Raw genomic sequence first — 26,373 nt, 5'->3', positions numbered from 1 at the left:
CGCCGGGCAAAGTGACGCAAACCGGCGTGTCGCCTGCCCGACACGCCGCGGACCGCCGCGCCGACGGCGTTAAGAAGGGCCCCTTGTACAACGCCAGGCGTTAACAAGGGGCCCTTCCTTACACCTCAGGCGCCGAGCTTGCGGGCCAGGTTCTCGTCCAGCGCGTTCATGAACTCGTCGGTGGTCAGCCACGGGGCGTCCCGCGAGATGAGCAGCGCGAGGTCCTTGGTCATCTGGCCACCCTCGACGGTGTCGACGATGACCTGCTCCAGGGTGTTGGCGAACTCGGTGACCGCCGGGGTGTTGTCGAGCTTGCCCCGGTGGGCGAGGCCGCGGGTCCAGGCGTAGATCGACGCGATCGGGTTCGTCGAGGTCTTCTCGCCCTTCTGCCACTGCCGGTAGTGCCGGGTGACGGTGCCGTGCGCGGCCTCGGCCTCGACGGTCCGGCCGTCCGGGGTCATCAGCACCGAGGTCATCAGGCCCAGCGAGCCGAAGCCCTGCGCCACGGTGTCGGACTGGACGTCACCGTCGTAGTTCTTGCAGGCCCAGACGAACCCGCCCTCCCACTTGAGCGCGGCGGCGACCATGTCGTCGATCAGCCGGTGCTCGTAGGTGATGCCGGCGGCGTCGAACTCGGCCTTGAACTCGTTCTCGAAGACCTCGGCGAAGATGTCCTTGAACCGGCCGTCGTACGCCTTGAGGATCGTGTTCTTGGTCGACAGGTACACCGGGTAGCCACGGTCCAGGCCGTAGCGCATGGAGGCGCGGGCGAAGTCCCGGATCGACTCGTCGAAGTTGTACATGCCCATCGCGACGCCGCCGCCGGGGAAGTTGGCGACCTCCATCTCGATCGGGGCGGAACCGTCGGCGGGGGTGTAGGTGATGGTCACCGTGCCCGGGCCGGGGACGACGAAGTCGGTGGCCTTGTACTGGTCACCGTGGGCGTGCCGGCCGATGATGATCGGCTTGGTCCAGCCCGGGACCAGCCGCGGCACGTTGGACATGATGATCGGCTCGCGGAACACCACGCCGCCGAGGATGTTGCGGATGGTGCCGTTCGGCGACCGCCACATCTTCTTGAGGCCGAACTCCTCCACCCGGGCCTCGTCCGGCGTGATGGTGGCGCACTTGACGCCGACGCCGTGCTCCTTGATGGCGTTGGCGGCGTCGACGGTGACCTGGTCGTCGGTCTCGTCACGGTGCTGGATCGACAGGTCGTAGTAGTGCAGGTCGACGTCGAGGTACGGCAGGATCAGCTGCTCCCGGATCTGCTTCCAGATGATCCGGGTCATCTCGTCGCCGTCGATTTCCACGACCGGGTTGTTTACCTTGATCTTCGCCATCGGCCGGCGCTCCTCTCGGGGGACACGTGCTCAAGCAGTACGAGCGTACTGGAAACAGGCCGGCGGCCCCCAGCCGGCCTCGCCCCGGTCGGCGCGGGCGGCGCGGAGGTCACTGGCAGGCGTCGCCGCGTGCCACTGAGCCGTACCCCTGGGTCTATCACGGCCGCCGCCCCACGACAGCGGCGAGGGTGGCATTGGGTACGGCGTCGGGAACGGCGAAGGGCCGCCGGCGACGCCGGCGGCCCTTCACGGGGATCAGGTCAGCTCACATGCCGCCGACGTCGGCCTGCTTGGCGCGGACGGCCTCGGCGGCCTCCTTCAGGGCGGCCAGCTCGTCGGCGTCCAGGTCGGTCTCGACGACCCGCTTGACGCCCTCGGCGCCGATCTCGGCCTCGACGCCCAGGTAGACGCCGGAGATGCCGTACTCGCCGTCGACCCAGGCGCAGACCGGCATGGTCTCGCCGGAGTCCTCCGCGACGGCCTTCGCCATCCGGGCCGCGGCGGCGGACGGCGCGTAGTACGCCGACCCGGTCTTCAGCAGCGCGACCACCTCGGCGCCGCCGTTGCGGGTCTTGACGACCAGCTCCTCGATCTGCTCGGCCGGCATCACGTCGCGCAGCGGCTTGCCGTCGACGGTGCTCCGCGAGGGCACCGGGACCATGGTGTCGCCGTGCGAGCCGAGGGTCAGGGTGCGCACCGACGCCACCGGTACGCCCAGCGCCTCGGCCACGAAGTTGGTGAACCGGGCGCTGTCGAGCATGCCGGCCTGGCCCAGCACCCGGTTCTTCGGGAACTGGGTGGCGAGCTGGGCCAGCGCGGTCATCTCGTCGAGCGGGTTGGAGACGACGATGACGACGGCGTTCGGGGCGTACTTGGCGACGTTCTCCGAGACCTGGCGGACGATCTTGGCGTTCGTCTCCAGCAGGTCCATCCGGCTCATGCCGGGCTTGCGCGGCAGGCCGGCGGTGATCACGACGACGTCCGAGCCCTCGATGGCCTCGTAGCCCTCACCGCTCGGGCCGGTCGTGACGCCGACGACCTTGGTCTCGAAGCCCTCGATCGCGCGCGACTGGTTGAGGTCCAGGGCGAGGCCGGCGGGCTTGCCCTCCACGATGTCGGTGATCACGACGGTGTCGAAGACGTCGTACTCGGCCAGGCGCTGTGCGGTGGTGGAGCCGTAGAAGCCGGCCCCGACGACAGTGACCTTCTTACCCATGGTCGTCCCACTCCCCTGATACCAGTCGGTTTACCGGACCGTATCAGCCATCCTGGCACCGATCCGGCCAGGGGCGGACGGTTATGACCCTGATGGGTGGGACGTCTCAGTCGCGCTCGGCCCGCTCGACGACGTTGGTCAGCAGCATGGCGCGGGTCATCGGGCCGACGCCACCGGGCATCGGCACCAGGGCGCCGGCGACCTCGGCCACCTCCGGGCCCACGTCGCCGGTGTAACGGCCCTTGCCGTCGGGGCCGATCACCCGGGTGATGCCGACGTCGACCACGACCGCGCCGGGCGTGACCATGTCGGCGGTGAGCAGCCCGGGTACGCCGGCCGCGACGATCACGATGTCCGCAGCGCGGGTGTGCGAGGCGAGGTCGAGGGTGCCGGTGTGGCACAGGGTGACGGTCGCGTTCTCACTGCGGCGGGTGAGCAGCAGGCCGAGCGGGCGGCCCACCGTGTTGCCCCGGCCGACCACGGCGACCTTGGCGCCGCGCAGCGCCACGTCGTGCCGGCGGAGCAGCTCGACGATGCCGCGCGGGGTGCAGGGCAGTGGACCCGGGTAGCCGAGCACCAGCCGGCCCAGGTTCACCGGGTGCAGGCCGTCGGCGTCCTTGTCCGGGTCGATCAGCTCCAGCACCCGCTGGGTGTCCAGGTGGGCGGGGAGCGGCAGCTGGACGATGTAGCCGTGGCAGGCCGGGTCGGCGTTCAGCTCGGCGAGGATGGCGTCGACCTGCTCCTGGGTGGCGTCCGCCGGCAGCTCGCGCCGGATGGAGGCGATGCCCACCTCGGCGCAGTCGCGGTGCTTGCCGTTGACGTACGCCTGGGAGCCGGGATCGGCGCCGACCAGGACGGTGCCGAGCCCGGGCGTGACGCCCCGCTCCGCCAGAGCCTTCACCCGAACCCGCAGCTCGTCCTTGATCTCGGCCGCGGTCGCCTTGCCGTCCAGAAGCGTCGCCGTCACGCCCAGATCGTCTCACGCCCGAGCCTCGGCGGGCCGACGACCCGGCCAGCCACCGCCGCCCGAACGCGACCGCCGATCGCATGACGGTGCGTGACGTGGGGTTGGTCACCGTGAGTGATTCTCTATCGCTGTCGCCGGGCCGACAACCCGACGACGGCGGCGGGACGGGAGGATCGGAACAGCGGGGCGAACTGATCAGAAGGGCGTCGCATCAGCCCGTCCGGCAACGCCAACTTACACCGATCACGCCTGGTGAAGTGCCACAGGAAGGCCCAACCCCTACCAGGCCGGCCAGCCAGGCGCAAGCCAGGACGCCACGCTCCGTTATCGGTTCGCAACGGCTTCGTTGTCGATCGCGATTGTGCGATCTACCGTTGCCCATCGTTGCGCAGCGTAAACCCAGCGCCGGGCCTGACTGCGCAGTGTGAGGAGATGAGGAGACTTCATGCGCGTTCGTAGGCTCGCCGCCTGGACCGCCCTCCCGCTCGCGGTGACCCTGGGCCTGATGGCCTGCGGCTCGGGCGGCGACGGCGGATCCGGCGGGACCAACCCCAGCGCGGCGGTGCGAATCGAGATCGCCGAGCCGCAGCACCTGGTGCCGACCAACACCACCGAGACGAGCGGCTCCCAGGTGCTCGCCGCCCTGTTCAGCCCGCTGGTCGACTACGACGACGCCAACAAGGCGTACGAGGTGGCGGCCGAGTCCGTGACGTCCGAGGACAACAAGACCTGGACGATCAAGCTGAAGGACGGCTACACCTTCCACAACGGTGAGAAGGTGACCGCCGAGAACTACATCGACGCCTGGAACTACGGCGCGTACGCCCCGAACGGCCAGAACGCGAGCTACTTCTTCGAGAAGATCGCCGGGTACGAGGACCTGCAGGGCGAGCAGCCGAAGGCGAAGACGCTCTCCGGCCTGGCGAAGGTCGACGACCTGACCTTCACCGTGACCCTGTCGCAGCCGTACACCGAGTTCAAGACCATGCTCGGATACACCGCCTTCTACCCGCTGCCGAAGGCCGCGTTCTCCGCCCCCGGCGTGCTGGTCGAGGGCTACGAGCAGGCGCCGATCGGCCAGGGCCCGTTCAAGATGAAGGGCAACTGGCAGCACGACGCCAAGGTCGAGGTCGAGAAGTACGACGCCTTCCCTGGCGAGAAGCCGAAGGTGGCCGGCGTCGAGTTCCGGATCTACCAGCAGCTCACCGCCGCGTACGCGGACGTGCTGTCGGACAACCTCGACGTCATCAAGACCATCCCGACCGAGAACCTGTCGACCGCCTCGACCGACCTTGGCGACCGGTTCAAGACCAGCCCCGCCTCGTCGTTCCAGTTCCTCTCCTTCCCGACGTACCAGAAGGAGTTCAGCAACCCGGACGTGCGCAAGGCCATCTCGATGGCGATCGACCGGGACGAGATCACCAAGTCGATCTTCAAGGACTCGCAGACGCCCGCCCACTCGTTCGTCTCCCCGGTGGTCGCCGGCTACCGCGACGACACCATCGGCGAGGCCGGCCGGTTCGACCCGGCCAAGGCGAAGGCCCTGTACCAGGCCGCCGGCGGCCCGTCGAAGATCGAGCTGTCCTACAACGGCGACGGTGGCCACAAGGACTGGATCGACGCGACCTGCAACCAGCTCAAGGCCAACCTGGGCGTGGACTGCGTCGGCACGGCCGAGCCGAAGTTCGCGGACCTGCTGACCAAGGTCAAGGCGAAGCAGCCGGTCGGCCTGTTCCGGATGGGCTGGATCATGGACTACCCGTCCATGGAGAACTACCTCGGCCCGCTGTACAGCAGCAACGGCTCGTCGAACTACTACGGCTACAGCAACCCGCAGTTCGACAAGCTCCTCGCCGAGGGCTCGGCGGCAGCCACCGAGGAAGAGGCGATCAAGAAGTACCAGCAGGCCGAGGACCTTCTGGCCAAGGACATGCCGGTGATCCCGCTCCGGTTCGGCCAGAACAGCTTCGGTCACTCGACCAAGGTCGCGAACGTGGAGATGGATCTCTTCGACCGGGTCGACCTGCTGAAGATCGAGGCCGTTCAGTAACACGGCGCGACGGGTCGGGTCACCGGTGGACGGTGACCCGACCCGCCTTCACCTTCGCCCTTTTTCAGAGAGACTGCCTAGTATGTTCCGCTTCATTCTGCGGCGACTGCTCCAGATGGTTCTCGCGTTCTTCGGGACCACGCTGATCGTCTACGCGCTGATGTTCGCCGGTCAGGGCGACCCGATCCAGGCACTCGCCGGCGAACGCCCGGTGACCGCCGCCCAGCGGGCATACCTGACCGAGAAGTTCCACCTGGACCAGACCGGGGTCGGCGGCTTCTTCTACCGCTACTTCGACTACGTCAAGAACCTGCTCCAGGGTGACCTCGGGCAGTCCCTCACCGGACGCCAGATCAGCGACATCCTGGCCGCCGCCTGGCCGGTGACCATCAAGCTCGCGTTGATCGCCATGGCGGTCGCCGTGCTCTTCGGCGTCACCGCCGGCGTCCTCGCCGGCATCCGGCGGGCCAGCATCTTCGACAACTCCACGTTGCTGCTGACGCTGCTGGTGCTCGGCATCCCGACCATCGTGCTGGCGCCGCTCGCGCAGTACTTCCTCGGCGTCCGGTGGCAGCTCTTCCCGCCCACCGCCGGCGCCGATCCCGACCTGTACGCGCTGCTCCTGCCCGGCATCGTGCTGGGCTCGCTCTCCCTGGCCACCGCGCTGCGGCTGACCCGGACCTCGGTGGCGGAGAACCTCCGCGCCGACTACGTCCGCACCGCCCGGTCCAAGGGCCTGGTCAAGCGACGGATCGTCGGGGTCCACGTGCTGCGCAACTCGCTCATCCCGGTGATCACCTTCCTCGGCGTCGAACTGGGCAACCTGATGAGCGGCGCGATCATCACCGAGGGCGTGTTCAACATCCCCGGTGTCGGCTTCAACCTCTTCCGCGGCATCCGCACCGAGGACGGCCCGCTGGTGGTGGGCATCGTCAGCGTGCTGGTCGTGGTCTACCTCGTCGCCAACCTGGTGGTGGACGTCCTGTACGCCGTACTCGACCCGAGGATCCGCTATGAGTGAGCGCAGCGAACGAATCAGCAATGCAGCGTGCTCAATCGCTCAGGTCCGCACCGAGCGGAGCGAGGTGCGGGCATGAGTGACTTCGAAACGGTGGCGGCGTCGGAGGACCACACCGCGCGGCGGGGGCCCTCCGGCGAGCCCGGCGCCCCGAATCAGGTCGGCGGCACGTCGACCGTCACCGGCAGGCCCCGCAGCCTCGCCGGCGACGCGTGGCGCGACCTGCGCCGCAAGCCGATCTTCTGGATCAGCCTCACGCTGGTCGTGCTGGCCACCGCGATGGCCGCCGTGCCGGGCCTGTTCACGGGCAACGACCCGACGGACTGCGTGCTCCGCCGGCAGCACGCCGGGCCGTCCGGCGGGGCCATCTTCGGGTACGACTTCCAGGGCTGCGACACGTACGCCCGGGCGGTGTACGGAACCCGAGCCTCGCTGCTGGTCGGCGCGCTCTCCGCGTTGTTCACCGGTCTGATCGCGCTCGCTGTCGGAATGCTCGCCGGGTACTTCGGACGGTGGGTCGACTCGATCCTCTCCCGCCTGATCGACATCGTGCTCGGCATCCCGCTGCTGCTCGCCGCGATCGTCCTGCTCAAGCGGGTCGCCAGTGACAGCCCGACGGTCCGGATCGCCGCGGTGATCTTCGTGCTCGCGGTGCTCGGCTGGACCACGGCGGCCCGGGTGGTCCGCTCGTCGGTGATCACCGCCAAGGAGCAGGACTACGTCGCCGCCGCCCGGATGCTCGGCGCGAGCAACGGCCGGATCATGTGGCGGCACATCCTGCCCAATGCCCTCGCCCCGGCGATCGTGGTGCTGACCATCGCGCTCGGGTCGTTCATCGCCGCCGAGGCGACGCTCTCCTTCCTCGGCATCGGGCTGAAGGATCCGACCGTCTCCTGGGGCATCGACATCAACAAGGGCCAGCAGCACATGCGGGAGGACGCGATCCCGCTGGTCGTCCCGTCGACGTTCCTGGCGCTGACCGTGCTCGCGTTCATCATGCTCGGCGACGCGATCCGTGACGCCTTCGACCCGAAGCTCCGGTGAGGCACTCATGACCCAGTCCGCTGTCCACCCCACCCCCGCCTCCCCGACGCCGGAGGGCGGTCACCTGCTCGAGGTGCGGGACCTGCACGTCGAGTTCCGCACCAGCGAGGGTGTGGCGAAGGTGATCAACGGCGTCTCGTACCACCTGGACGCCGGTGAGACCCTCGCCGTCCTTGGCGAGTCCGGCTCCGGCAAGTCCGTCACCGCCCAGGCGATCATGGGGATCCTCGACACCCCGCCCGCGGTGATCCGCTCCGGCCAGATCCTCTACCAGGGCCGGGACCTGCTCACCCGGTCCGAGGAGCAGCGCCGGCAGGTGCGGGGCAAGGAGATCGCGATGATCTTCCAGGACGCTCTGTCCGCGCTGAACCCGACCTTCCCCGTCGGCTGGCAGATCGGCGAGACGCTGCGCCAGCGCTCGGGCATGTCGCGGTCCGACGCCCGCCGCCGCGCGGTCGAGCTGATGGACCTGGTGAAGATCCCGGCCCCGGCCGACCGGCTCGGCGACTACCCGCACCAGTTCTCCGGGGGCATGCGGCAGCGCGTCATGATCGCCATGGCGCTGGCGATGAACCCGAAGGTCCTCATCGCCGACGAGCCGACCACGGCGCTGGACGTGACGGTGCAGGCCCAGATCATGGACCTCCTCGCCGACCTGCGCCGCGACCTCGACATGGCGATGATCCTCATCACCCACGACCTCGGCGTGGTCGCCGGCGTCGCGGACCGGATCGCCGTCATGTACGCCGGGCGCATCGTCGAGCACGCCGACGTGCGGTCGCTGTACAAGGCGCCGGCCCACCCGTACACCAAGGGGCTGCTGGAGTCGATCCCGCGGATGGACGTCCGCGGCCAGCAACTGTCGACGATCCGGGGTCTGCCACCGAACCTGATGCGGATCCCGTCCGGCTGCCCGTTCCACCCCCGGTGCCCGTACGTCCAGCAGGTCTGCGTGGACGTCGTGCCGCACGACCTGGTCCTCGGCGACGGCCGGACCAGCGCGTGCCACTTCGCGCAGGAGGTCCGTGATGACAGCGCCCGCTAGCCCGACCAAGGTCCGCGGCGAGACGATCCTCTCCGTCGAGAACCTGGTCAAGCACTTCCCGATCAGCCGGGGTGTGGTGTTCCAGAGGCAGGTCGGCGCGGTCAAGGCCGTCGACGGGGTCAGCTTCGAGCTGCGTCGCGGCGAGACACTCGGCATCGTCGGCGAGTCCGGCTGCGGCAAGTCCACCCTGGCCCGCCTGCTGATGCGGCTGGAGACGCCGACCTCCGGCAAGGCGACGCTGGAGGGCCGGGACCTGTTCAAGGCCTCGGGTGCCGAGTTGCGCCGGCTCCGCCGCAACATGCAGATGGTGCTCCAGGACCCGTACACGTCGCTCAACCCGCGGATGACCGTCGGCGACATCATCGGCGAGCCGTTCGAGATCCACCCCGAGGCGGCGCCGAAGGGCAGCCGGCAGCGGCGGGTGCAGGAACTGCTGGACGTGGTCGGCCTGAACCCCGAACACATCAACCGGTACCCGCACCAGTTCTCCGGCGGCCAGCGGCAGCGCATCGGCATCGCCCGCGCGCTCGCCCTGCGGCCCGAGGTCATCGTCTGCGACGAGCCGGTGTCCGCCCTGGACGTGTCGATCCAGGCCCAGGTGATCAACCTGCTGGAGCAGCTCCAGGACGAGCTCGGGCTCTCGTACATCTTCATCGCGCACGACCTGTCGGTGGTGCGGCACATCTCGGACCGGGTCGCGGTGATGTACCTGGGACGGATCGTGGAGATCGGCACCGAGGACGAGATCTACGAGCGCGCCACCCACCCGTACACGCAGGCGCTGCTGTCGGCCGTGCCGGTGCCGGACCCGGAGCAGCGCGACAACCGGAACATGATCCGGCTGGTCGGCGACGTGCCGAGCCCGGCGAACCCGCCGAGCGGCTGCCACTTCCGTACCCGCTGCTGGAAGGCCCAGGAGGTCTGCGCCCGCGAGGACCCGCCCGCGGTACCCCGCGCCGCCGACCCGCACCCGTCGGCCTGCCATTTCGCGGAGCTCCGCGCGTAACGCTAACGCCAACGGCGCGCGCAGGGCACCCGCAGATACAGAGAAAGAGTTGCTATTCGGCGCGGAATAGCAACTCTTTCTCTGTTCAAGGGCGATGGAGCGGCGGGCCCGCCGCGTTGCTCAGTGGAAGAAGTGGCGGGTGCCGGTCAGGTACATGGTCACGCCGGCCTCCTTGCAGGCCGCGATGGTCTCCTCGTCCCGGATCGAGCCGCCGGGCTGGACGATCGCCCGCACGCCCGCGTCGATGAGGATCTTCGGGCCGTCCGCGAAGGGGAAGAAGGCGTCGGAGGCGCACACCGCTCCGCGAGCCCGCTCGGTGCCGGCACGGTCCACCGCCAGGCGGGCCGAGTCGACCCGGTTGACCTGGCCCATGCCGACCCCGACGGTCGCGCCGTCCTTCGCGAGCAGGATCGCGTTGCTCTTCACCGCCCGGACCGCCCGCCAGGCGAAGGCGAGGTCGCGCAGGGTCGCCTCGTCGGCCGCCTCGCCGGTGGCCAGGCGCCAGGTCGCCGGGTCGTCGCCCTCGGCGTCGATCCGGTCCCGCATCTGCACCAGCACCCCGCCGGTGACCTGCCGCCACTCGGCCGGCAGCGGGGCGTACGCGGGTGCCCGCAGCAGCCGGATGTTCTTCTTCCCCCGGAGGATGTCGACGGCGCCGGGCTCGAACTCCGGCGCGACGACCACCTCGGTGAAGATCTCCGCGACCTGCCGGGCCAGCTCCACGCTGACCGGGCGGTTCACCGCGATGACGCCACCGAACGCCGAGACCGGGTCGCAGGCGTGCGCCTTCCGGTGCGCCTCGGCGACGTCCGCGCCGACCGCGATGCCGCACGGGTTGGCGTGCTTGATGATGGCGACCGCCGGCTGGTCGGCGAAGTCGTTCGCGGCCCGCCACGCGGCGTCCGCGTCGAGGTAGTTGTTGTACGACATCTCCTTGCCGTGCAACTGCTCGGCCTGGGCGAGCCCGGCCGGGCTGGACGGGTCGGAGTAGATGGCGGCCGCCTGGTGCGGGTTCTCCCCGTACCGCAGCACGGCCTGCCGGCGCAGTGCCAGCCCGGCGAACTCCGGCCACCAGTTGTCCTCGACGAGCTCCTGGGCGCACCACTCGGCGACGGCCACGTCGTAGTCGGCGATCACCGCGAAGGCGCGGGCCGCGAGCGCCTTGCGCTGCGCCAGCGTGAACCCGCCGGCCCGCACGGCCTCCAGCAGCACCGGGTACGCGACCGGGTCGGTCACGACCGCGACCGAGGCGTGGTTCTTGGCGGCGGCCCGGACCATCGCCGGCCCGCCGATGTCGATCTGCTCGACGCACTCGTCCTGGCTGGCGCCGGAGGCGACGGTGGCCTGGAACGGGTACAGGTTGGAGACCAGCAGGTCGATCCCGGCGATGCCGTGCTCGGTGAGCTGCGCGGCGTGCGACTCCTTGCGCAGGTCGGCGAGGAGGCCGCCGTGGATCTTCGGGTGCAGCGTCTTGACCCGGCCGTCGAGGATCTCCGGGAAGCCGGTCACCGACTCCACCGCGGTCACCGGTACGCCCGCACCGGCGATGGTCGAGGCCGTGCTCCCGGTCGAGACGATCTCCACGCCGGCGTTGTGCAACGCCCGGGCCAGCTCGACCAGGCCGGTCTTGTCGTAGACGCTGACCAGCGCCCGCCGGATCGGGCGGCGCTCGTCCTGACTGGAACTCACGGGACCGTGACCTTTCTTCCGGTGATCGTCCAACCTTCGCGGACCAGGCGGCCCACCTGCTCGACGAGTTGGCGCCGCTCGGCTTCCTTGATGCGCTCGGTGAGCGTCTCCACGTCGTCGTCGTCGAGCACCGGCACGGCGACCTGCGCGACGATCGGCCCGGTATCCATACCGGCGTCGACGAAGAAGAGGGTGGCCCCGGTGATCTTGACGCCGTAGGCGAGCGCGTCACGAGGCCCGTGGATGCCGGGGAACGCCGGCAGCAGCGTGTTGTGCGTGTTGAGGTAGCGGTCGCCGAACGCGGCGAGGAAGTGCGGGCCGACCAGCTTCAGGAAGCCGGCGGAGATGACCAGGTCCGGCTTGTGCTCGGCGACCCGCGCCGTGAGGGCGGCGTCCCAGTCCTCGCGGGTCGCGTGGTCCTTGACCCGCTCGACGAACGTCGGCACCCCCGCCGCGGCGGCCCGGTCCACCCCCGCGATGCCGTCCCGGTCGGCGCCGACCGCGACCACCCGGGCCCCGTACGCCGGGTCGGCGCTCGCGTCGAGCAGTGCCTGGAGGTTGCTGCCGGAGCCGGAGACGAGGACGACGATGCGGGCGACGGACGCGGGCTCGGTCACCGGACAACCCTATCGGGGCGGCCACGCCGTCCAGCCGCTGGGCGGCGCGCCGGTCACGGACGCCCTGACTGGCACGAACCGGGTACGCTGCCGGTCGCTTTGGCCGGCGCGTGCCCGGCCGTCACGATCCGACGCCCCGGCGTCGAGCCCCCGATGAGGAGTAGCGAGAGATGCAGCCCGGATACCCGCCCCAGCAGCCGGCCCCCGTCGACAACAACATGACGATGTCGATCGTCTCCATCTTCCTGTTCTGGCCGTTGGCCATCCCCGCCATCATCAACGCCAGCAAGGTCAACCCGCTGCTCCAGCAGGGCGACTACGCGGGCGCCCAGGCCGCCGCCGCGGAGTCGAAGAAGTGGTCGAAGTGGGCGCTCATCGTCGGCATCGTCATCTGGGCCATCACCATCCTGTGCTGCCTGGCCTCGTTCGCGCTGAGCGGCAGCACCACCAACAGCCTCTGACCCGGACGGGGTAACACACATGCAGCCCGGCCCGGATCCGTACGGCCCGCCGCCGACGGACCCCACCGCACCGCCGCCCCACGACCCGTACGCGCCGCTGTACGGGTCGGCACCCGGCCAGCCCCACGACCCGTACGGCCCGCCGCCGGCACCGCCGTACGGCGCACCACCCGGAGCGCCGTACGACCCGTACGGCCCGCCGCCGGCACAGCCGTACGGCGCGGCGCCGGGGCAACCGTACGGTGGGACGCCGGGGCAGCCGTACGGCGTGGCGTACCAGGATCCGTACGGCGGGACGCCGATCTACCCGAACGCGGGTTACCCGTTTCCGCAGGGGCAGCAGAACACGCTCGGCCTGATCTCCATGATCCTCGGCATCGCGTCGGTCCCACTGGTCTGCTGCCACCTCGGCCTGCCGTTGGGCATCGCCGCCGTGGTGACCGGATGGCTCGGGAAGCAGAAGGCGGACCAGGGCCTGGCGGGAAACCAGGGTCAGGCGATGGCCGGCCTGATCTGCGGCGCGATCGGCGCGCTCCTGGGCCTGGCCTGGGGTGCCCTGGCGATCGTCGGGTTCAGCCTGTCCGGGCCGTGACCGGCGCACCCATGAGGCATCCGGCGGGGACGCCCGGACGATCCGGGCGTCCCCGCCGCCGTTCGCGGCCCCAGCGGGCGGCGGCGCTGAAGGGCGAGAAGCGCTCCGGGCCGGTCCCCGGCGGGTGGGCGGGACGCCCGACGGGTCAGGGGCGGGACAGGATCCGGGTCGCGGCGGCGCCGAGCAGCACGCCCACCCCGGTCACCGCGGTCGCGACGGCCGCCACGTGCCACGGCACCGGGCCGATGTCGGCCAGCCGGCCGCCGCCCAGCGGCCCGGCGGAGGCCGCCGCGGCGACGCCCGTCAGCAGGCCCGCGACGGGCCCGGCGAGCACCGCCGGCCGCAGCAGGGGCGCCCAGCGCAGCGGTGCCTTCTCGTCGGCGGCGAGCCGGAGCACCCGGCGGGCCAGCAGCCAGCCCGCCGCCATCCCGGCCAGGACCGGCACCGCGAGCAGCGCGGCGGCGGGACCGTCGACCGGACCGCTGGGGAGTCCGGCCACCAGTGGTACGGCCGGCAGCGCGCCCACCGACACCTCGCTGGTCCGGACGGCGGTGTCGGTGCCGACGGCGAAGCCGGGACCGAGCAGGTAACTGGCCGACCAGACGGCGGCGTTCGGGGCGTAGGCCAGGCTGACCAGCGTGATGCCCGCCTGGCCGGCCACTCCGGTCCGGTACGCCCCGATCAGGTCGGCGGCGTCGCCGCCCCCGGTCGCCACCGCCAGCCCCGCCGTGCCGGCCCCGGCGCCGAGCAGCAGCAGCCCGGCGACCAAGCCGGTCCGTATCCCGTCGCGCAGCGGCAGCGGCGCCCGTTCGGCGAGCAGGTGGGCGACGCCGGTCGTGCGGATGGCACCGACCAGGGCGGCGAGCGTGCCGAACACGGCCAGCGTCACTCCCGCCCGCACCGGTGACACGCCGGGCCCGTCGGCCGCCACCAGCAACGCGGCGAGCGCACCGAGCATCGCGTACGCGAGACCGACCGCGCCGGCGGCGACGAGCGCGCGGCGCGGGGAGCGGCTGCCGCGCGCGCCGATCGCGCGGCTGGTGTGCACCCCGGCGCGGGTGAGCCGCCAGACGGCGAGCATCGTCAGGGCCAGCGGGGCGAGCCCTATCGACCCGGCGTCGGTCGTCAACGGGACACCGTGCCCGAGAAGCCAGCCGGCCAGCCCGGCGCGGACCGCGCCCGGCACCGTCGCGGCCCCCTCGCTGAGCTGGAAGAGCCAGAGCACCACCGCGACCGGCAGCCAGGAGGTGAACGCGGCCCCGGCGGCGGCGACCCCGGCGGCGACGGCGAGCGGCGGCCGGCGGCGCGGCGGCTCACCCGTGCGCGGCGCGGGGATCCGCCGGGCCGTGCCGGGGCGCCCGGGCGGCCGCGGGCCGGCCTCCGCGGGTCGGCTGGGCTGATCGGGGGTGAACGACATCGGGTCTACTCTGGCACGCCGCACCGGCGATGGCAGTCCGATAGCGCGCCCGGACGGCGGCGAGTTCCGTGATCCACCGTCTCCCACCTCCGATCGCGTCTAGCCTCGACCACAGGACGTGGTCGCGAGGCGGAGGAGGCACGCCGTGAACGCTCCCTATCCACCGCCCCCGCCGCCACCGGCGGGCGGCCGGGACCGGACCACCCTCTGGGGTGTGCTCGGCATCATCACCGGCCTGCTCTGCTGCGGCATCCTGGGGATCGTCTTCGGCTACCTGTCGATCCGCGACGCCCGGCGCTTCGGTCAGTCACCGGTGCTGGGCTGGCTGGCCATCGCCTTCGGTGTGGTCAACATCATCGGTGGCGGCATCCTCTGGGCCGGCGGCAACTATCCGCTCTACAACGACTGAGCGCCAGGCCGCCAGGATCCGGGAACGGCGGAAGGGGTCGACCGTGCACGGTCGACCCCTTCCCGACAGCCTCTGAGGGCTCAGCCCGCGGACATGATCTCCCGCATCAGCTTCGCGGTCTCGGTCGGGGTCTTGCCGACCTTGACGCCGACCGCCTCCAGCGCCGCCTTCTTCGCGTCGGCGGTGCCGGCCGAGCCGGAGATGATGGCGCCCGCGTGGCCCATGGTCTTGCCGGGCGGCGCGGTGAAGCCGGCGATGTAGCCGACCACCGGCTTGGTCACGTTCGCCTTGATGAACTCGGCGGCCCGCTCCTCGGCGTCGCCGCCGATCTCACCGATCATGACGATCGCGTCGGTGTCCGGGTCGGCCTCGAACGCGGCCAGCGCGTCGATGTGGGTGGTGCCGATGATCGGGTCACCGCCGATGCCGACGCAGGTGGAGAAGCCGATGTCCCGCAGCTCGTACATCATCTGGTAGGTCAGCGTGCCGCTCTTGCTGACCAGACCGATGCGGCCGGTGCCGGTGATGTCGGCCGGGATGATGCCGGCGTTGGAGGCGCCCGGCGAGGCGATGCCGGGGCAGTTCGGGCCGATGATCCGGGTCCGCTCCCCCTGCGCCACGTTGTACGCCCAGAAGGCAGCGGTGTCGTGCACCGGCACGCCCTCGGTGATCACCACGGCCAGCGGGATGCCGGCGTCGATCGCCTCGATCACCGCGCCCTTGGTGAACTGCGGCGGCACGAAGATGACCGTCACGTCGGCGCCGGTCTCCTTCATGGCGTCCGCGACGTTCGCGAAGACCGGCAGCTCGGTGCCGTCGAAGTCGACGGTGGTGCCCGCCTTGCGCGGGTTCACGCCGCCGACGACGTTGGTGCCCGCCGCGAGCATCCGCCGGGTGTGCTTGGAACCCTCGGAACCGGTCATCCCCTGGACGATGACCTTCGAGTCCTTGGTCAGCCAGATCGCCATTTGTCAGACCCCCGCAACGGCCAGCTCGGCGGCCCGCTCGGCCGCGCCGTCCATCGTGTCGACCCGCTGCACGAGCGGGTTGTTCGCGCCGTCGAGGATCGCCCGACCGGCCTCGGCGTTGTTGCCGTCGAGGCGGACGACCAGCGGCTTGGTGACCTTCTCGCCACGCTGCTCGAGCAGGGCCAGCGCCTGCACGATGCCGTTGGCGACCTCGTCGCAGGCGGTGATGCCGCCGAAGACGTTGACGAAGACGCTCCTGACCGACGGGTCGGAAAGCACGATCTCCAGGCCGTTGGCCATGACAGCCGCGCTCGCGCCGCCGCCGATGTCGAGGAAGTTGGCCGGCTTGACGCCGCCGTGCCGCTCACCGGCGTACGCGACCACGTCGAGGGTCGACATGACCAGACCCGCGCCGTTGCCGATGATGCCGACCTCGCCGTCGAGCTTGACGTAGTTGAGGTCCTTCGCCTTGGCGGCCTGCTCCAGCGGGTCCACCGCGGACTGGTCGACCAGCGCCTCGTGGTCCGGGTGCCGGAACGCGGCGTTCTCGTCCAGGGTGACCTTGGCGTCGAGCAGCAGCATCTTGCCCTCGCCCGTCTTCGCCAGCGGGTTCACCTCGACCAGCGTGGCGTCCTCGGCGACGAAGGCCTTCCACAGGCCCACGGCGACCTCGACGACCTGGTCGGCGACCTCGGCCGGGAAGCCGGCGGCGGCGACGATCTCGCGGGCCTTCGCCTCGTCGACGCCGGTGTTCGCGTCGATCGGGGCCTTGACGACCTTCTCCGGGGTCTCGGCGGCGACCTGCTCGATGTCCATGCCGCCGGCCACGCTGGCGATGCAGAGGAAGGTGCGGTTCGCCCGGTCGAGCAGGTAGGAGAAGTAGTACTCCTCGGCCACGTCCGCGGTCACGGTGATCATGACCTTGTGGACGGTGTGTCCCTTGATGTCCATGCCGAGGATGTCGGTGGCCCGGGCCACCGTCTCCTCCGCGCCCTCGGCCAGCTTCACACCGCCGGCCTTGCCACGGCCGCCGACCTTCACCTGTGCCTTGACGACCACCCGACCGCCGAGGCGTTCGGCGATCGCGCGGGCCTCCTCCGGGGTCGTGGCGACGCCGCCGGCGAGCACGGGCAAGCCGTGCCGCTCGAACAGGTCCCGCCCCTGGTACTCGTACAGGTCCACGTTTGCGCGTCCCGTCCCGTCTCCGCGGCGCGCCGTCGCGCCGCCACCAGCGTTATGGAAAACAGTTTGACGCCTGTCATCAGTCGAGACAGGCCATTGGGCGCAGCCTAGCGACGTCGGCACCGCTGGCAACCGAGCGGGTGCGCGGTGTGCGGTAATGCACAACCGCCCCGCCGCGACCCGCCCGTCACCCCCGCGTCAGCCTTCTGGGCGATGTTGCCGGGGGTGCGTAACCCCTCCGGAGGGGCGTCGTTGAGTCAGGTGTCGGAGCGCTGGTTCGGCGCGACGACGGGAGACGGCCGATGCCCTGTCGGTCGAGGGGTGGCGGCGGGGCATCGTGCATAGAGGGGCCGGACGTGTGAGGGGTGCGTCCGGCCCCTCCCCCTGTCCCGGTCCGGCCGCGGGTCGGCCGGCCGTGCGCGGCCGTACGCGTCAGCTGACGGGCTGCGCCACGTTCTGCCGGACCCACTCCACGATCGACTGGGTGGTCGCCCCCGGCGTGAAGATCTTGGCGACCCCGAGCTTCTCCAGCTCCGGGATGTCGGCGTCCGGAATGATGCCGCCGCCGAACACGACGATGTCCCGCGCGTCCCGCTCGCCGAGCAGCTCCAGCACCCGACGGAAGAGCGTCATGTGGGCCCCGGAGAGAACGGAGAGCCCGACGGCGTCGGCGTCCTCCTGGATCGCGGTCTCCACGATCTGCTCGGGGGTCTGGTGCAGCCCGGTGTAGATGACCTCCATACCGGCGTCCCGAAGGGCACGCGCGACGACCTTGGCGCCACGGTCGTGGCCGTCCAGGCCCGGCTTGGCGACGACGACCCGAACACGAGAGCTCATCTGCGCATCCCTTTCACCGGCTCCGCGGCTTTACCTGAACGAACGGTAACCCGACCGGGCCGGGCCCGGAAATCCGGGCCGCGTCACATCCAGCGGACGACGGACACCGGTGCGTGGCCGGGCAGTGACAGAGACGGTCTCGGTCGTCAAGCGGGACGACTCCGCCGTTCGGTCACGCTGCGCGACGAACGGTCGGTATCGGGGGCACCTTTACCGGGCCTCGAGGTACCACAATCGTGGACGCAATCGGACAGATCGCAACACCAATTCGGCGATGCGGCTTGTGACGGGCGTGGCGGTTGGCTAACGTGTCCACGGTTGTCATCAGGTCCATGGACGGGTGGCGACGCGGTCAGCGGAAGTTCAGTGGAGCTTCACGAACCCCCGAGGGCCGCTTCGGTACCCCGACAACGGAGGGTGTGCGTGCGCCAGCGCCTGTCGTCTGAGCCCGATAGATATCGCGGCCGCCGCCGCGTACCCACCCCGCCGCGGAGCCGCTACGCCGCCGTCGTCACCACCGCTTTCGTCGGTGCCGGTGGAGTCGCACTCCTCGCGGGAGCCCTGCCGGATGCCAAGAGCGTCAGCCCGTCGGTCCTCGACGAACTGAAGGCCGCGTCCACGCTGAGCCAGGACGCCGCCGAGCGCGGCGACGCCGCGGACCGCGCCACGCGCGGCAACACCCGCGGCGGCGCCGAGGCCGAGCCCGAGGTCTGGCTGCTCCCCCTGCAGGGTTACGACTTCAACTCGCCGTACGGGGTGCGCTGGGGCAAGCTGCACACCGGCGTCGACCTGGTCGCCCCCGAGGGCACCCCCTACGTCGCCATCCACGACGGCACCGTCACGAAGGCCGGCTGGTTCGGCGGGTACGGCTACACGGTGATCGTCCGCCACGCCGACGGCAGCGAGGCCATCTACGGCCACTCCTCCGCGGTCACGGTCAAGGAGGGGCAGCAGGTCAAGGCGGGCGACCAGCTCGGCCTGGTCGGCAACACCGGCCACTCCTACGGCCCTCACCTACACCTGGAGATCCATGTCAAGGGCGAGCCGCTCGACCCGGTGCCCTGGCTCGAGGATCGCGGAGTGGACATCAAGCTCCAGGTGGAGGCAATTTACAACGAGGTGGCCACGTCCTGACGCTGCGTTACGCCAGATGACCGCCCGGATCGTATGATCCGGGCGGTTTTTCGTCGGTGCCTGGGACCGGAAAGTGTCTCCGGTCACATCACGTGATGTGACCAAGGGCACGGCCACCCATGATCACTTTTGCCGGCATCCCGGACAGCGGCGGACATAGAGCCCTCGACCACATCGGACCCCGCCGCAGCCGCCCCGGTCCCCTTACCCGGCCCGATCTGGACCGACACCAGTATTTCGAGGTCACGTGCCCCTCGATCAGTGAAGGTCCGCAGTGCAGGACGACAGCTTCATCCCGAACGAGAACATCGCCCCCGCCCGGCACCGCAGGCGGGTCAGCACCCGTACCCGGATCCTGGTGACCGCGGCGGTCGCGGTGGCCGGGCTCGGCCTCGGGGGCGTCGCGGTCGCCTCCGCCGGTGACGACGACCGCACCGTGCCGGCCGCCGCCGCGATCGACGCGCAGGCCCGCGCCGACGCCGCCGCCCGGGCCGACCGCTCCGCCCGCGAGTCGGCCAGCCCCACCCCGGCCAGCCCGACGCCCGCCCCGTCCACGGCGAGCCCCACGCCCAAGGCAACCGCCAAGCCCACGGTGACGGCCAAGCCGGCGCCGAAGAAGACCACCAGGCCGAAGCCGGCGTGGGTGATCCCCATGAAGGGGGCGGAGATCACCTCCTGCTACGGGCCCCGCTGGGGAGTCCTGCACGCCGGAATCGACTTCGCCATGCCCGCCGGCACGCCGGTCCGCGCCGCGTTCGGCGGCACCGTGGAGAAGGCCGGCGACGTCGGCGACGGCTACGGCATCTCCGTGGTGGTCAACCACGGCAACGGCTACCTCACCCACTACGCCCACCTCAGCACCGCGAAGGTGAGCGTGGGTGACAAGGTCAGCGCCGGCGAGACCATCGGGCTGGAGGGCTCCACCGGCGACTCCACCGGCCCCCACCTGCACTTCGAGGTGCACCAGGGCCAGATGTGGAACCAGATCGACCCGGCGTCGTTCCTGCGCGCCCGGGGCATCGACGTGGCCTGCTGACGGCCACGGCACGAGGAGGGGCCCGGCCCGGCGCTCAGCCGGGTCGGGCCCCGCCGTGCAGAGCCCGGAACCGCGGAGACCGGCCCGGGCCGCCGCTCATGTAAGCTTGTCGATCGGGGCGTGCCGCAGGACCAGCCACATCGTCTGGTCGCCGAAGTCGATCTGCGCCCGCGCCCCCGGGCCGTGCCCCTCCACGGCGAGCACCCGGCCCAGCCCGTACCGCTGGTGGTTGACCCGGTCCCCGACCGCCACCTTCGGCGCCTGCGGCAGCTCGCTCGCCGTGGCCAGCCGGCTGCCGTCCACGCCGAGGCGCCGCGCGAGCTGCGCCGCCTTCGGCGTACCCCCGGCGAAGCCGCCGCGGCCGCGGTCCGCGCGGTCCGCGCGACCGCCCACGCCCCCGCCACCGCCGGCCCACGACGTGTACGAGCCCTCGGTGCGCTCCCAGCGGACCAGCTCCGTGGGAAGCTCCTCCAGGAACCGGGACGGCGGGTTGTAGGCCGGTTGCCCCCACGCCGAGCGCGTCACCGCCCGGGACAGGTAGAGGCGCTGGCGGGCCCGGGTGATCCCCACGTACGCGAGGCGCCGCTCCTCCTCCAGCTCCCGCGTGTCGCCGAGGGCACGCAGGTGGGGGAAGACCCCGTCCTCCAGGCCGGTCAGGAACACCACCGGGAACTCCAGGCCCTTGGCGGTGTGAAGGGTCATGAGGGTGACCACGCCCTGGTGCTCGGGATCGTCGCTCGGCACCTGGTCGGCGTCGGCCACCAGCGCGACCTGCTCCAGGAAGCCGGCGACCGTGGCCCGCTCCCCCTCGGCGCCGAGCGCCTCGATGCGCTCGGTGTACTCCCGGGCGACGCTGACCAGCTCCTGGAGGTTGTCGACCCGACCGGCGTCCTGCGGGTCGAGGCTCTCCTCCAGCTCGGTCAGGTAGCCCGAGCGGGTCAGCAGCGCCTCCAGCACCTCCTCGGGCGCGCCGGTCTCGGCCAGCTCCCGGGCGCCGTCGAGCAGCGCGACGAACTCGCCGATGCCGTTGGCGGCCCGGGTGGAGATGCCCGGCGCGTCCTTGGCCCGGCGCAGGGCCGCGCCGAAGGAGATCCGGTCCCGGCTGGCGAGCGCCTCGACGCACGCCTCGGCCCGCTCGCCGATGCCCCGGCGCGGCGTGTTCAGGATCCGGCGGAGGCTGACCGTGTCGTCGTCGTTGACCACCGCGCGCAGGTACGCCAGGGCGTCGCGGACCTCCTTGCGCTCGTAGAAGCGCACCCCGCCGACCACCTTGTACGGCAGGCCGACCCGGATGAACACCTCCTCGAAGACCCGCGACTGGGCGTTGGTGCGGTAGAACACCGCCACGTCCCCCGGGCGGGTGTCCCCGTCGTCGACCAACCGGTCGATCTCCCGGGCCACCCAGTCCGCCTCGGCGTGCTCGGTGTCGGCGACGTAGCCCACGATCGGGTCACCGGACCCGGCGTCGCTCCACAACCGCTTCGGCTTGCGCGACGTGTTGCGGTCGATCACCGCATTGGCCGCGTTGAGGATGGTCTGGGTGGAGCGGTAGTTCTGCTCCAGCAGGATCGTCCGGGCGTCGCTGAAGTCGCGCTCGAACTCCAGGATGTTGCGGATCGTCGCGCCCCGGAACGCGTAGATCGACTGGTCGGCGTCGCCCACCACGCACAGCTCGGCCGGGTCGAGCCCCTCGGTGCCGGACACCAGCTCCTTGATCAGCACGTACTGGGCGTGGTTGGTGTCCTGGTACTCGTCGACCAGCACGTGCCGGAACCGGCGCCGGTAGGTCTCCGCGACGTGCGGGTGCGACTGGAGCAGGTGCACCGTCGTCATGATCAGGTCGTCGAAGTCCAGCGCGTGCGCCTCCCGCAGCCGCCGCTGGTAGAGCGTGTACGCCTCGGCGAGCGCCCGCTCGTTCGGGCCCTTGGCCCGCGCGGCGAACGCCTCCGGGTCGACCAGCTCGTTCTTCAGGTTGGACACCTGGGCGGCCAGGCCGCGCGCCGGGTAGCGCTTCGGGTCGAGATCCAGCTCGCGGGCGACGAGCTGCATCAGCCGGCGGGAGTCGTCCGCGTCGTAGATCGAGAACGTGGACTTGAGGCCGGCGTGCTCGTGCTCGGCCCGCAGGATGCGGACGCACGCGGAGTGGAACGTCGACACCCACATCAGCCGGGCGCGCGGGCCGACCAGCGCGGCCACCCGGTCCTTCATCTCGCCGGCGGCCTTGTTGGTGAAGGTGATCGCGATGATCTGGCCGGGGTGCACGTCCCGGGCCGCGAGCAGGTACGCGACCCGGTGGGTCAGCACCCGGGTCTTGCCGGAGCCGGCGCCGGCCACGATGAGCAGCGGCGACCCGGCATGGGTGACCGCGTCCCGTTGTGGGCCGTTCAGCCCTTCGAGGAGCTGCTGCGCGTCGAGGCGCGCGGCGGCGGGCCGGCGCGGCGGGGCAGGCTCGGGCGCGGGCGGGGACACGGGGATGTCGAAGAGAGGATGCATCGCACGGCGAGTCTATGCCGCCGCCCCGACGAAACCCGCCACGCACAGCTGGGGTGTAAGGAAGGGTCCCTTCTTAACGCCTGAGGTAGAGGAAGGGGCCCTTGTTAACGTCTTTCCTTGCGCCGCCCACCACGCCCCGGGCATACTCGACGGCGTGTTCGGTCAGCGCTTCTACTTTTACTACGGCTCCGGGAGTCCGGCAGCCGTGGGTCGCGCCTGATCAACCAGACCTACGAAAGCCCCGGGCTCCGCGAGCCCGGGGCTTTTCCGTCCCGGGATCCGGGCACCGGGCCCGACATCCGAGGGGTACGGCGATGATGACAGACGTGGCGGAGCAGAACGGGAGCCGGGCCGGAGCGGGCGGGGCCGGCGGCTCCGTGGATCCCCGCACCGGCACGCAGGAGCCGATGGCGGCGGCCCGGATCGCGGAGATCCGCCAGCGCATCGACGAGATCGACCAGGCGCTGATCGAGCTCTGGCAGGAGCGGGCCCGACTCTCCCAGCAGGTCGGCGCCACCCGGATGGCGTCCGGCGGCACCCGCCTGGTGCTCTCCCGCGAGCAGGAGATCCTGGAGCGGTTCCGGTCGGCGCTCGGCGCGGACGGCACCCAGTTCGCCCTGCTGCTGCTCCGGGCCGGCCGCGGCCCGCTCTGAGGTCGGCCACGACGCCGCCCGTGCGGCGGGCCGGGAAACAGGACCGGGGCGCCGGCCGTGGTGCGGCCGACGCCCCGGATCACTGAGGAGGCACTACCTTCACCGCCGGCCCGGTCAGGGTGGTCCGGGCGACGGCGTCTGAACGGCTACTCGACCGCGTGCACCACGTCGCGTACCTCGGCGAAGTGGCAGGCGCTCGGGTGCGCCGACTTCTCCCGGGCCATCAGGGCGGGTTCCTCCTGGGCGCAGATGTCCTGGGCCTTCCAGCACCGGGTCCGGAACCGGCAGCCCGACGGCGGGTTGGCCGGCGACGGGACGTCACCGGTCAGGACGATCTGGTCCCGCAGGCCGCGCAGCGTCGGGTCCGGCACCGGCACCGCCGAGAGCAGCGCCTGGGTGTACGGGTGCGTCGGCTTGTCGTAGATCTGGTCCTCGGTGCCGATCTCGACGACCTTGCCGAGGTACATCACCGCGACCCGGTCGGCGATGTGCCGGACCACGGACAGGTCGTGGGCGATGAAGATGTACGACAGGCCCAGCTCGTTCTGAAGCTTCTCCAGCAGGTTGATCACCTGCGCCTGGATCGACACGTCCAGGGCGGAGACCGGCTCGTCGCAGAGGATGATCTCCGGGTTGAGCGCGAGCGCCCGGGCGATGCCGATGCGCTGGCGCTGGCCGCCGGAGAACTGGTGCGGGTACCGGTTGATGTGGTCGGGGTTGAGGCCGACCAGCTCCAGCAGTTCCTGTACCCGCGCCCGCCGCTTCGCCCTCGGCAGCACGTCGGGGTGCACCTCGAAGGGCTCACCGACGATGTCGCCGACGGTCATCCGCGGGTTGAGCGAGGTGTACGGGTCCTGCATGACCAGCTGGATGTTGCGCCGGCCGCGGCGCCGCTCGGCGGCGCTGACCTTCGACATGTTCCGGCCCTGCACGAACAGGTCACCGGAGGTCGGGGTCTCCAGACCCACCAGCATCCGGGCCAGCGTGGACTTGCCGCAGCCCGACTCGCCCACGATGCCGAGCGTCTCGCCCCGGCGCAGCTGCAGGTTGATCCCGTCGACCGCGCGGACCGCGCCGATCTGCCTCTTGAAGACGATCCCCCGGGTCAGCGGGAAGTGCTTCACCAGGTCGCGGGTCTCCAGCACGATGTCAGACATCGCCCTTGACCTCCTTCCAGAAGTGGCAGGCGGCGGTCCGGGCCGGCGACACCTGGTACAGCGGCGGCGCCGGGTCCTGGCGGCAGACGTCCTGCGCGTACCGGCACCGCGGGTTGAACGCGCAGCCCTTGGGAATGTTCGTCAGCGCCGGCGGCAGCCCCTTGATGGCCGAGAGCTCCTGGCCCTTGAGGTCCAGTCGCGGAATCGACTCCAGCAGGCCCTTGGTGTACGGGTGGGCCGGGCTGGCGTAGATGTCCTCGACCGGCGCCTCCTCGATGACCCGACCGGCGTACATCACCGAGATGCGGTCGGCCACGTCGGCCACGACGCCCATGTCGTGCGTGATCAACACGAGGCTCATGTTCCGCTCGCGCTGGAGCTCAGCGAGCAGGGTCATGATCTGTGCCTGCACCGTCACGTCCAGGGCGGTGGTCGGCTCGTCGGCGATCAGCACCTCCGGGTCGAGCGCGAGCGCCATGGCGATCATGACGCGCTGGCGCATACCACCGGAGAACTGGTGCGGGTAGTCGTTCACCCGCTGGTTCGCCGCCGGGATCCTCACGAGGTCGAGCAGCTCGATCGCGCGTGCCTTGCTGTCCTTGCGGGACATGCCGCGGTGCTTGCGGAACATCTCGCCGAGCTGGAAGCCGACGGTGAAGACCGGGTTCAGCGCGGACAGGGCGTCCTGGAAGATCATCGCGATTCTGTTGGCCCGGACCTTGCGCCGCTGCGCCTCCGGCAGCTTGAGCAGGTCGACACCGCGGTAGAGGATCTGGCCGCCGGTGACGAAGCCGGGCGGGCTGTCCAGGATGCCCATGATCGCCTGGGCGGTGACGCTCTTGCCGCAGCCGGACTCGCCCAGGATGGCCCGGGTCTCACCCGGCCGCAGGTCGAAGCTCACGCCGTTGACCGCGTGCGCGATGCCGTTGCGGGTGCGGAACTCGACGTGGAGGTCCTTGACCTGCAGCGGCATGGCGTTCGGGTCAAGGCCGGGCAGGGCGTCCAGCTTGACGTTCACATCAGTGCTCACGGGACTCACCGGAACTTCGGGTCGAGGGCGTCACGCAGGGCGTCACCCATGAGGATGAAGGACAGCACCGTGCCGACCAGCAGACCGCAGGGGAAGAGCAGCAGCCACGGGTCCTCCAGGAAGTACACCTGGTGGGCCGAGATCATGATGCCCCAGGACTCCGCGGGCGGCTGAAGCCCGACACCGAGGAAGGTCAGCGTGGCCTCCGCGGCGACGAACGCGCCGAGCACGATGGTCGCGTACACGAGCATCGGGGCGACCGCGTTCGGCAGGATGTGCCGGAACATCAGCCGACCGTTGCCGGCGCCGACCGCCTTGGCCGCGTGCACGTAGTCCAGGTCCTTGGAGGAGATGACGCTGCCGCGGATGATCCGCGCGATCGTCGGCCAGCTCAGCAGGAACAGCACGAGTGCGATGGTCCAGATGTTCTGCCGCTTGATCACGGTGAGGAACACGATCGCGCCGAGCAGGAACGGCAGCGAGAGAAAGACGTCCATCAGCCGGGAGATGATCGCGTCGACCCAGCCGCCGTAGTAGCCGGCGAGCAGACCGAGTGCACCGCCGACCGTCACCATCGCGCCGGTGGCCATGATCGCGATCACCATCGACGGCCGTGCCCCGTAGATGGCGTGCGAGTAGTAGTCGCAGCCCAGGATGTCGAAGCCGAACGGGTGGTCCGCGCTCGGCGTGACCCGGGACCGGTCGGTGTTGCACGCACCCGGGTCCTGGCTGGTCCACAGCTTCGGAAAGGCCGCCATGGAGCCGACCACGAGTACGTAGAGGAAGGCGATCATGAACACCGGATCACGGACCAACTGCCGCCGGGCGTCCGCCCACAGGCTCGCGCTGCGCTCCTTGCCCCCGGTTGCCCGGGCGTCCGGCATCGGGCCGTCGCCGCCCACCGGGCCGCCGCCGATGGCGGTGCCGGCGCTCGTCAAGTCGCTCATGTCCACACCTCGTTTCGCTTCGCCCTGCCGTCAGCGACCAGGATCGCCGGTCGCCGCTCGCT

At 70.9% G+C, this 26,373-nt stretch carries 24 protein-coding genes; 11 read left to right on the top strand and 13 right to left on the bottom strand.

From position 1 onward, the window contains the following. Nucleotides 1-125: 125 nt before the first annotated feature. The 3 genes from ACTMS0_RS11475 to ACTMS0_RS11465 form a co-directional block, all read right to left on the bottom strand. Entirely contained in the window at nt 126-1,343 is a 1,218-nt protein-coding gene (locus ACTMS0_RS11475) for an NADP-dependent isocitrate dehydrogenase (protein ID WP_441155114.1), read from the bottom strand. Between the two features lie 265 nt (nt 1,344-1,608). After that, nucleotides 1,609-2,559 (bottom strand): malate dehydrogenase, encoded by a 951-nt coding sequence (locus tag ACTMS0_RS11470; RefSeq protein WP_441155113.1) that lies wholly within the window; start codon nt 2,557-2,559, stop codon nt 1,609-1,611. A 106-nt stretch (nt 2,560-2,665) separates the two neighbouring features. Further along, nucleotides 2,666-3,526 (bottom strand): bifunctional methylenetetrahydrofolate dehydrogenase/methenyltetrahydrofolate cyclohydrolase, encoded by an 861-nt coding sequence (locus ACTMS0_RS11465; RefSeq protein WP_441155112.1) that lies wholly within the window; start codon nt 3,524-3,526, stop codon nt 2,666-2,668. A gap of 445 nt (nt 3,527-3,971) precedes the next feature. Here ACTMS0_RS11465 and ACTMS0_RS11460 point away from each other — a divergent pair, with 445 nt between their 5' ends. The 5 genes from ACTMS0_RS11460 to ACTMS0_RS11440 all read left to right on the top strand — a co-directional run bounded on the left by ACTMS0_RS11460 (nt 3,972) and on the right by ACTMS0_RS11440 (nt 9,689). Then, nucleotides 3,972-5,576 (top strand): peptide ABC transporter substrate-binding protein, encoded by a 1,605-nt coding sequence (locus ACTMS0_RS11460; RefSeq protein WP_441155111.1) that lies wholly within the window; start codon nt 3,972-3,974, stop codon nt 5,574-5,576. Nucleotides 5,577-5,658: 82 nt separating this feature from the next. Then, nucleotides 5,659-6,597 carry an ABC transporter permease gene (locus tag ACTMS0_RS11455; RefSeq protein ID WP_441155110.1) on the top strand — a complete coding sequence of 313 codons (939 nt, stop codon included), beginning with the start codon at nt 5,659-5,661 and terminating at the stop codon, nt 6,595-6,597. 72 nt (nt 6,598-6,669) lie between these two features. Continuing rightward, nucleotides 6,670-7,638 (top strand): ABC transporter permease, encoded by a 969-nt coding sequence (locus ACTMS0_RS11450; protein ID WP_441155109.1) that lies wholly within the window; start codon nt 6,670-6,672, stop codon nt 7,636-7,638. A gap of 7 nt (nt 7,639-7,645) precedes the next feature. Next, complete coding sequence (locus tag ACTMS0_RS11445; RefSeq protein ID WP_441155108.1) at nt 7,646-8,683, top strand: ABC transporter ATP-binding protein; 1,038 nt, start codon at nt 7,646-7,648, stop codon at nt 8,681-8,683. Next, the gene (locus tag ACTMS0_RS11440; protein WP_441155107.1) at nt 8,667-9,689 is read left to right on the top strand and encodes an ABC transporter ATP-binding protein; all 1,023 of its coding nucleotides are present in this window, start codon (nt 8,667-8,669) and stop codon (nt 9,687-9,689) included. Before ACTMS0_RS11445 ends, ACTMS0_RS11440 begins: the two co-directional genes overlap by 17 nt. 120 nt (nt 9,690-9,809) lie before the next feature. Here ACTMS0_RS11440 and purH read toward each other — a convergent pair whose 3' ends face one another. Together purH and purN are read right to left on the bottom strand one after the other, a co-directional pair. Then, nucleotides 9,810-11,378, bottom strand: a complete 1,569-nt coding sequence (gene purH, locus ACTMS0_RS11435; RefSeq protein ID WP_441155106.1) for a bifunctional phosphoribosylaminoimidazolecarboxamide formyltransferase/IMP cyclohydrolase — start codon at nt 11,376-11,378, stop codon at nt 9,810-9,812. After that, nucleotides 11,375-11,995, bottom strand: coding sequence for a phosphoribosylglycinamide formyltransferase (purN, locus tag ACTMS0_RS11430; protein ID WP_441155105.1), 621 nt, complete (start codon nt 11,993-11,995; stop codon nt 11,375-11,377). The genes purH and purN overlap by 4 nt, the downstream gene beginning before the upstream one ends. A 170-nt stretch (nt 11,996-12,165) precedes the next feature. Between purN and ACTMS0_RS11425 the strand changes: the two genes are divergently transcribed. Then, a complete protein-coding gene (locus ACTMS0_RS11425; protein WP_441155104.1) occupies nt 12,166-12,456 on the top strand; it encodes a CD225/dispanin family protein in 291 nt (96 codons plus the stop codon). Between the two features lie 19 nt (nt 12,457-12,475). After that, the gene (locus ACTMS0_RS11420) at nt 12,476-13,048 is read left to right on the top strand and encodes a DUF4190 domain-containing protein (protein ID WP_441155103.1); all 573 of its coding nucleotides are present in this window, start codon (nt 12,476-12,478) and stop codon (nt 13,046-13,048) included. A 145-nt stretch (nt 13,049-13,193) separates the two neighbouring features. Here ACTMS0_RS11420 and ACTMS0_RS11415 read toward each other — a convergent pair whose 3' ends face one another. Continuing rightward, complete coding sequence (locus tag ACTMS0_RS11415; RefSeq protein ID WP_441155102.1) at nt 13,194-14,465, bottom strand: cell division protein PerM; 1,272 nt, start codon at nt 14,463-14,465, stop codon at nt 13,194-13,196. 145 nt (nt 14,466-14,610) lie between these two features. Here ACTMS0_RS11415 and ACTMS0_RS11410 point away from each other — a divergent pair, with 145 nt between their 5' ends. Next, nucleotides 14,611-14,874 (top strand): DUF4190 domain-containing protein, encoded by a 264-nt coding sequence (locus ACTMS0_RS11410; RefSeq protein WP_441155101.1) that lies wholly within the window; start codon nt 14,611-14,613, stop codon nt 14,872-14,874. Between the two features lie 80 nt (nt 14,875-14,954). On the opposite strand, the gene sucD is transcribed toward ACTMS0_RS11410, so the two are convergent. The 3 genes from sucD to ACTMS0_RS11395 all read right to left on the bottom strand — a co-directional run bounded on the left by sucD (nt 14,955) and on the right by ACTMS0_RS11395 (nt 17,861). Next, nucleotides 14,955-15,842 carry a succinate--CoA ligase subunit alpha gene (sucD, locus tag ACTMS0_RS11405; protein ID WP_155330333.1) on the bottom strand — a complete coding sequence of 296 codons (888 nt, stop codon included), beginning with the start codon at nt 15,840-15,842 and terminating at the stop codon, nt 14,955-14,957. Between the two features lie 3 nt (nt 15,843-15,845). Next, the gene (gene sucC / locus ACTMS0_RS11400) at nt 15,846-17,024 is read right to left on the bottom strand and encodes an ADP-forming succinate--CoA ligase subunit beta (RefSeq protein WP_441155100.1); all 1,179 of its coding nucleotides are present in this window, start codon (nt 17,022-17,024) and stop codon (nt 15,846-15,848) included. Nucleotides 17,025-17,456: 432 nt separating this feature from the next. Next, complete coding sequence (locus tag ACTMS0_RS11395; protein WP_168001611.1) at nt 17,457-17,861, bottom strand: cobalamin B12-binding domain-containing protein; 405 nt, start codon at nt 17,859-17,861, stop codon at nt 17,457-17,459. A gap of 423 nt (nt 17,862-18,284) precedes the next feature. Here ACTMS0_RS11395 and ACTMS0_RS11390 point away from each other — a divergent pair, with 423 nt between their 5' ends. Both ACTMS0_RS11390 and ACTMS0_RS11385 read left to right on the top strand, forming a co-directional pair. Next, on the top strand, nt 18,285-18,995 hold the full coding sequence (locus ACTMS0_RS11390; RefSeq protein ID WP_441155099.1) for a M23 family metallopeptidase: 711 nt from the start codon (nt 18,285-18,287) through the stop codon (nt 18,993-18,995). Nucleotides 18,996-19,269: 274 nt separating this feature from the next. Beyond that, nucleotides 19,270-20,031, top strand: coding sequence for a M23 family metallopeptidase (locus ACTMS0_RS11385; RefSeq protein WP_441155098.1), 762 nt, complete (start codon nt 19,270-19,272; stop codon nt 20,029-20,031). Between the two features lie 96 nt (nt 20,032-20,127). On the opposite strand, the gene pcrA is transcribed toward ACTMS0_RS11385, so the two are convergent. Then, nucleotides 20,128-22,524, bottom strand: coding sequence for a DNA helicase PcrA (pcrA, locus tag ACTMS0_RS11380; protein WP_441155097.1), 2,397 nt, complete (start codon nt 22,522-22,524; stop codon nt 20,128-20,130). Nucleotides 22,525-22,838: 314 nt separating this feature from the next. Here pcrA and ACTMS0_RS11375 point away from each other — a divergent pair, with 314 nt between their 5' ends. Then, the gene (locus tag ACTMS0_RS11375) at nt 22,839-23,177 is read left to right on the top strand and encodes a chorismate mutase (RefSeq protein ID WP_441155096.1); all 339 of its coding nucleotides are present in this window, start codon (nt 22,839-22,841) and stop codon (nt 23,175-23,177) included. A gap of 146 nt (nt 23,178-23,323) precedes the next feature. Here ACTMS0_RS11375 and ACTMS0_RS11370 read toward each other — a convergent pair whose 3' ends face one another. From ACTMS0_RS11370 to ACTMS0_RS11360, 3 genes are read right to left on the bottom strand one after another with little or no spacing between them, the layout of a single operon-like run. After that, the gene (locus ACTMS0_RS11370) at nt 23,324-24,334 is read right to left on the bottom strand and encodes an ABC transporter ATP-binding protein (RefSeq protein ID WP_441155095.1); all 1,011 of its coding nucleotides are present in this window, start codon (nt 24,332-24,334) and stop codon (nt 23,324-23,326) included. Continuing rightward, nucleotides 24,327-25,364 carry an ABC transporter ATP-binding protein gene (locus tag ACTMS0_RS11365; RefSeq protein WP_441155094.1) on the bottom strand — a complete coding sequence of 346 codons (1,038 nt, stop codon included), beginning with the start codon at nt 25,362-25,364 and terminating at the stop codon, nt 24,327-24,329. The genes ACTMS0_RS11370 and ACTMS0_RS11365 overlap by 8 nt, the downstream gene beginning before the upstream one ends. 5 nt (nt 25,365-25,369) lie before the next feature. Then, the gene (locus ACTMS0_RS11360; RefSeq protein WP_441155093.1) at nt 25,370-26,311 is read right to left on the bottom strand and encodes an ABC transporter permease; all 942 of its coding nucleotides are present in this window, start codon (nt 26,309-26,311) and stop codon (nt 25,370-25,372) included. Nucleotides 26,312-26,373: the final 62 nt, after the last annotated feature.

The sequence above is a fragment of the Micromonospora sp. H33 genome (genome assembly GCF_052068455.1).
GTDB lineage: Bacteria > Actinomycetota > Actinomycetes > Mycobacteriales > Micromonosporaceae > Micromonospora.
This window is presented reverse-complemented; position numbering and strand designations above follow the sequence as displayed.

Excerpts from the sequence above, each read along its gene's own strand:
- ACTMS0_RS11475 (WP_441155114.1), bottom strand. The coding sequence starts at position 1,343 with ATGGCGAAGATCAAGGTAAACAACCCGGTCGTGGAAATCGACGGCGAC.
- ACTMS0_RS11470 (WP_441155113.1), bottom strand. The coding sequence starts at position 2,559 with ATGGGTAAGAAGGTCACTGTCGTCGGGGCCGGCTTCTACGGCTCCACC.
- ACTMS0_RS11460 (WP_441155111.1), top strand. The coding sequence starts at position 3,972 with ATGCGCGTTCGTAGGCTCGCCGCCTGGACCGCCCTCCCGCTCGCGGTG.
- ACTMS0_RS11455 (WP_441155110.1), top strand. The coding sequence starts at position 5,659 with ATGTTCCGCTTCATTCTGCGGCGACTGCTCCAGATGGTTCTCGCGTTC.
- ACTMS0_RS11450 (WP_441155109.1), top strand. The coding sequence starts at position 6,670 with ATGAGTGACTTCGAAACGGTGGCGGCGTCGGAGGACCACACCGCGCGG.
- ACTMS0_RS11445 (WP_441155108.1), top strand. The coding sequence starts at position 7,646 with ATGACCCAGTCCGCTGTCCACCCCACCCCCGCCTCCCCGACGCCGGAG.
- ACTMS0_RS11440 (WP_441155107.1), top strand. The coding sequence starts at position 8,667 with ATGACAGCGCCCGCTAGCCCGACCAAGGTCCGCGGCGAGACGATCCTC.
- ACTMS0_RS11425 (WP_441155104.1), top strand. The coding sequence starts at position 12,166 with ATGCAGCCCGGATACCCGCCCCAGCAGCCGGCCCCCGTCGACAACAAC.
- ACTMS0_RS11420 (WP_441155103.1), top strand. The coding sequence starts at position 12,476 with ATGCAGCCCGGCCCGGATCCGTACGGCCCGCCGCCGACGGACCCCACC.
- ACTMS0_RS11415 (WP_441155102.1), bottom strand. The coding sequence starts at position 14,465 with ATGTCGTTCACCCCCGATCAGCCCAGCCGACCCGCGGAGGCCGGCCCG.
- sucD (WP_155330333.1), bottom strand. The coding sequence starts at position 15,842 with ATGGCGATCTGGCTGACCAAGGACTCGAAGGTCATCGTCCAGGGGATG.
- ACTMS0_RS11395 (WP_168001611.1), bottom strand. The coding sequence starts at position 17,861 with ATGAGCTCTCGTGTTCGGGTCGTCGTCGCCAAGCCGGGCCTGGACGGC.
- pcrA (WP_441155097.1), bottom strand. The coding sequence starts at position 22,524 with ATGCATCCTCTCTTCGACATCCCCGTGTCCCCGCCCGCGCCCGAGCCT.
- ACTMS0_RS11375 (WP_441155096.1), top strand. The coding sequence starts at position 22,839 with ATGATGACAGACGTGGCGGAGCAGAACGGGAGCCGGGCCGGAGCGGGC.
- ACTMS0_RS11370 (WP_441155095.1), bottom strand. The coding sequence starts at position 24,334 with ATGTCTGACATCGTGCTGGAGACCCGCGACCTGGTGAAGCACTTCCCG.
- ACTMS0_RS11360 (WP_441155093.1), bottom strand. The coding sequence starts at position 26,311 with ATGAGCGACTTGACGAGCGCCGGCACCGCCATCGGCGGCGGCCCGGTG.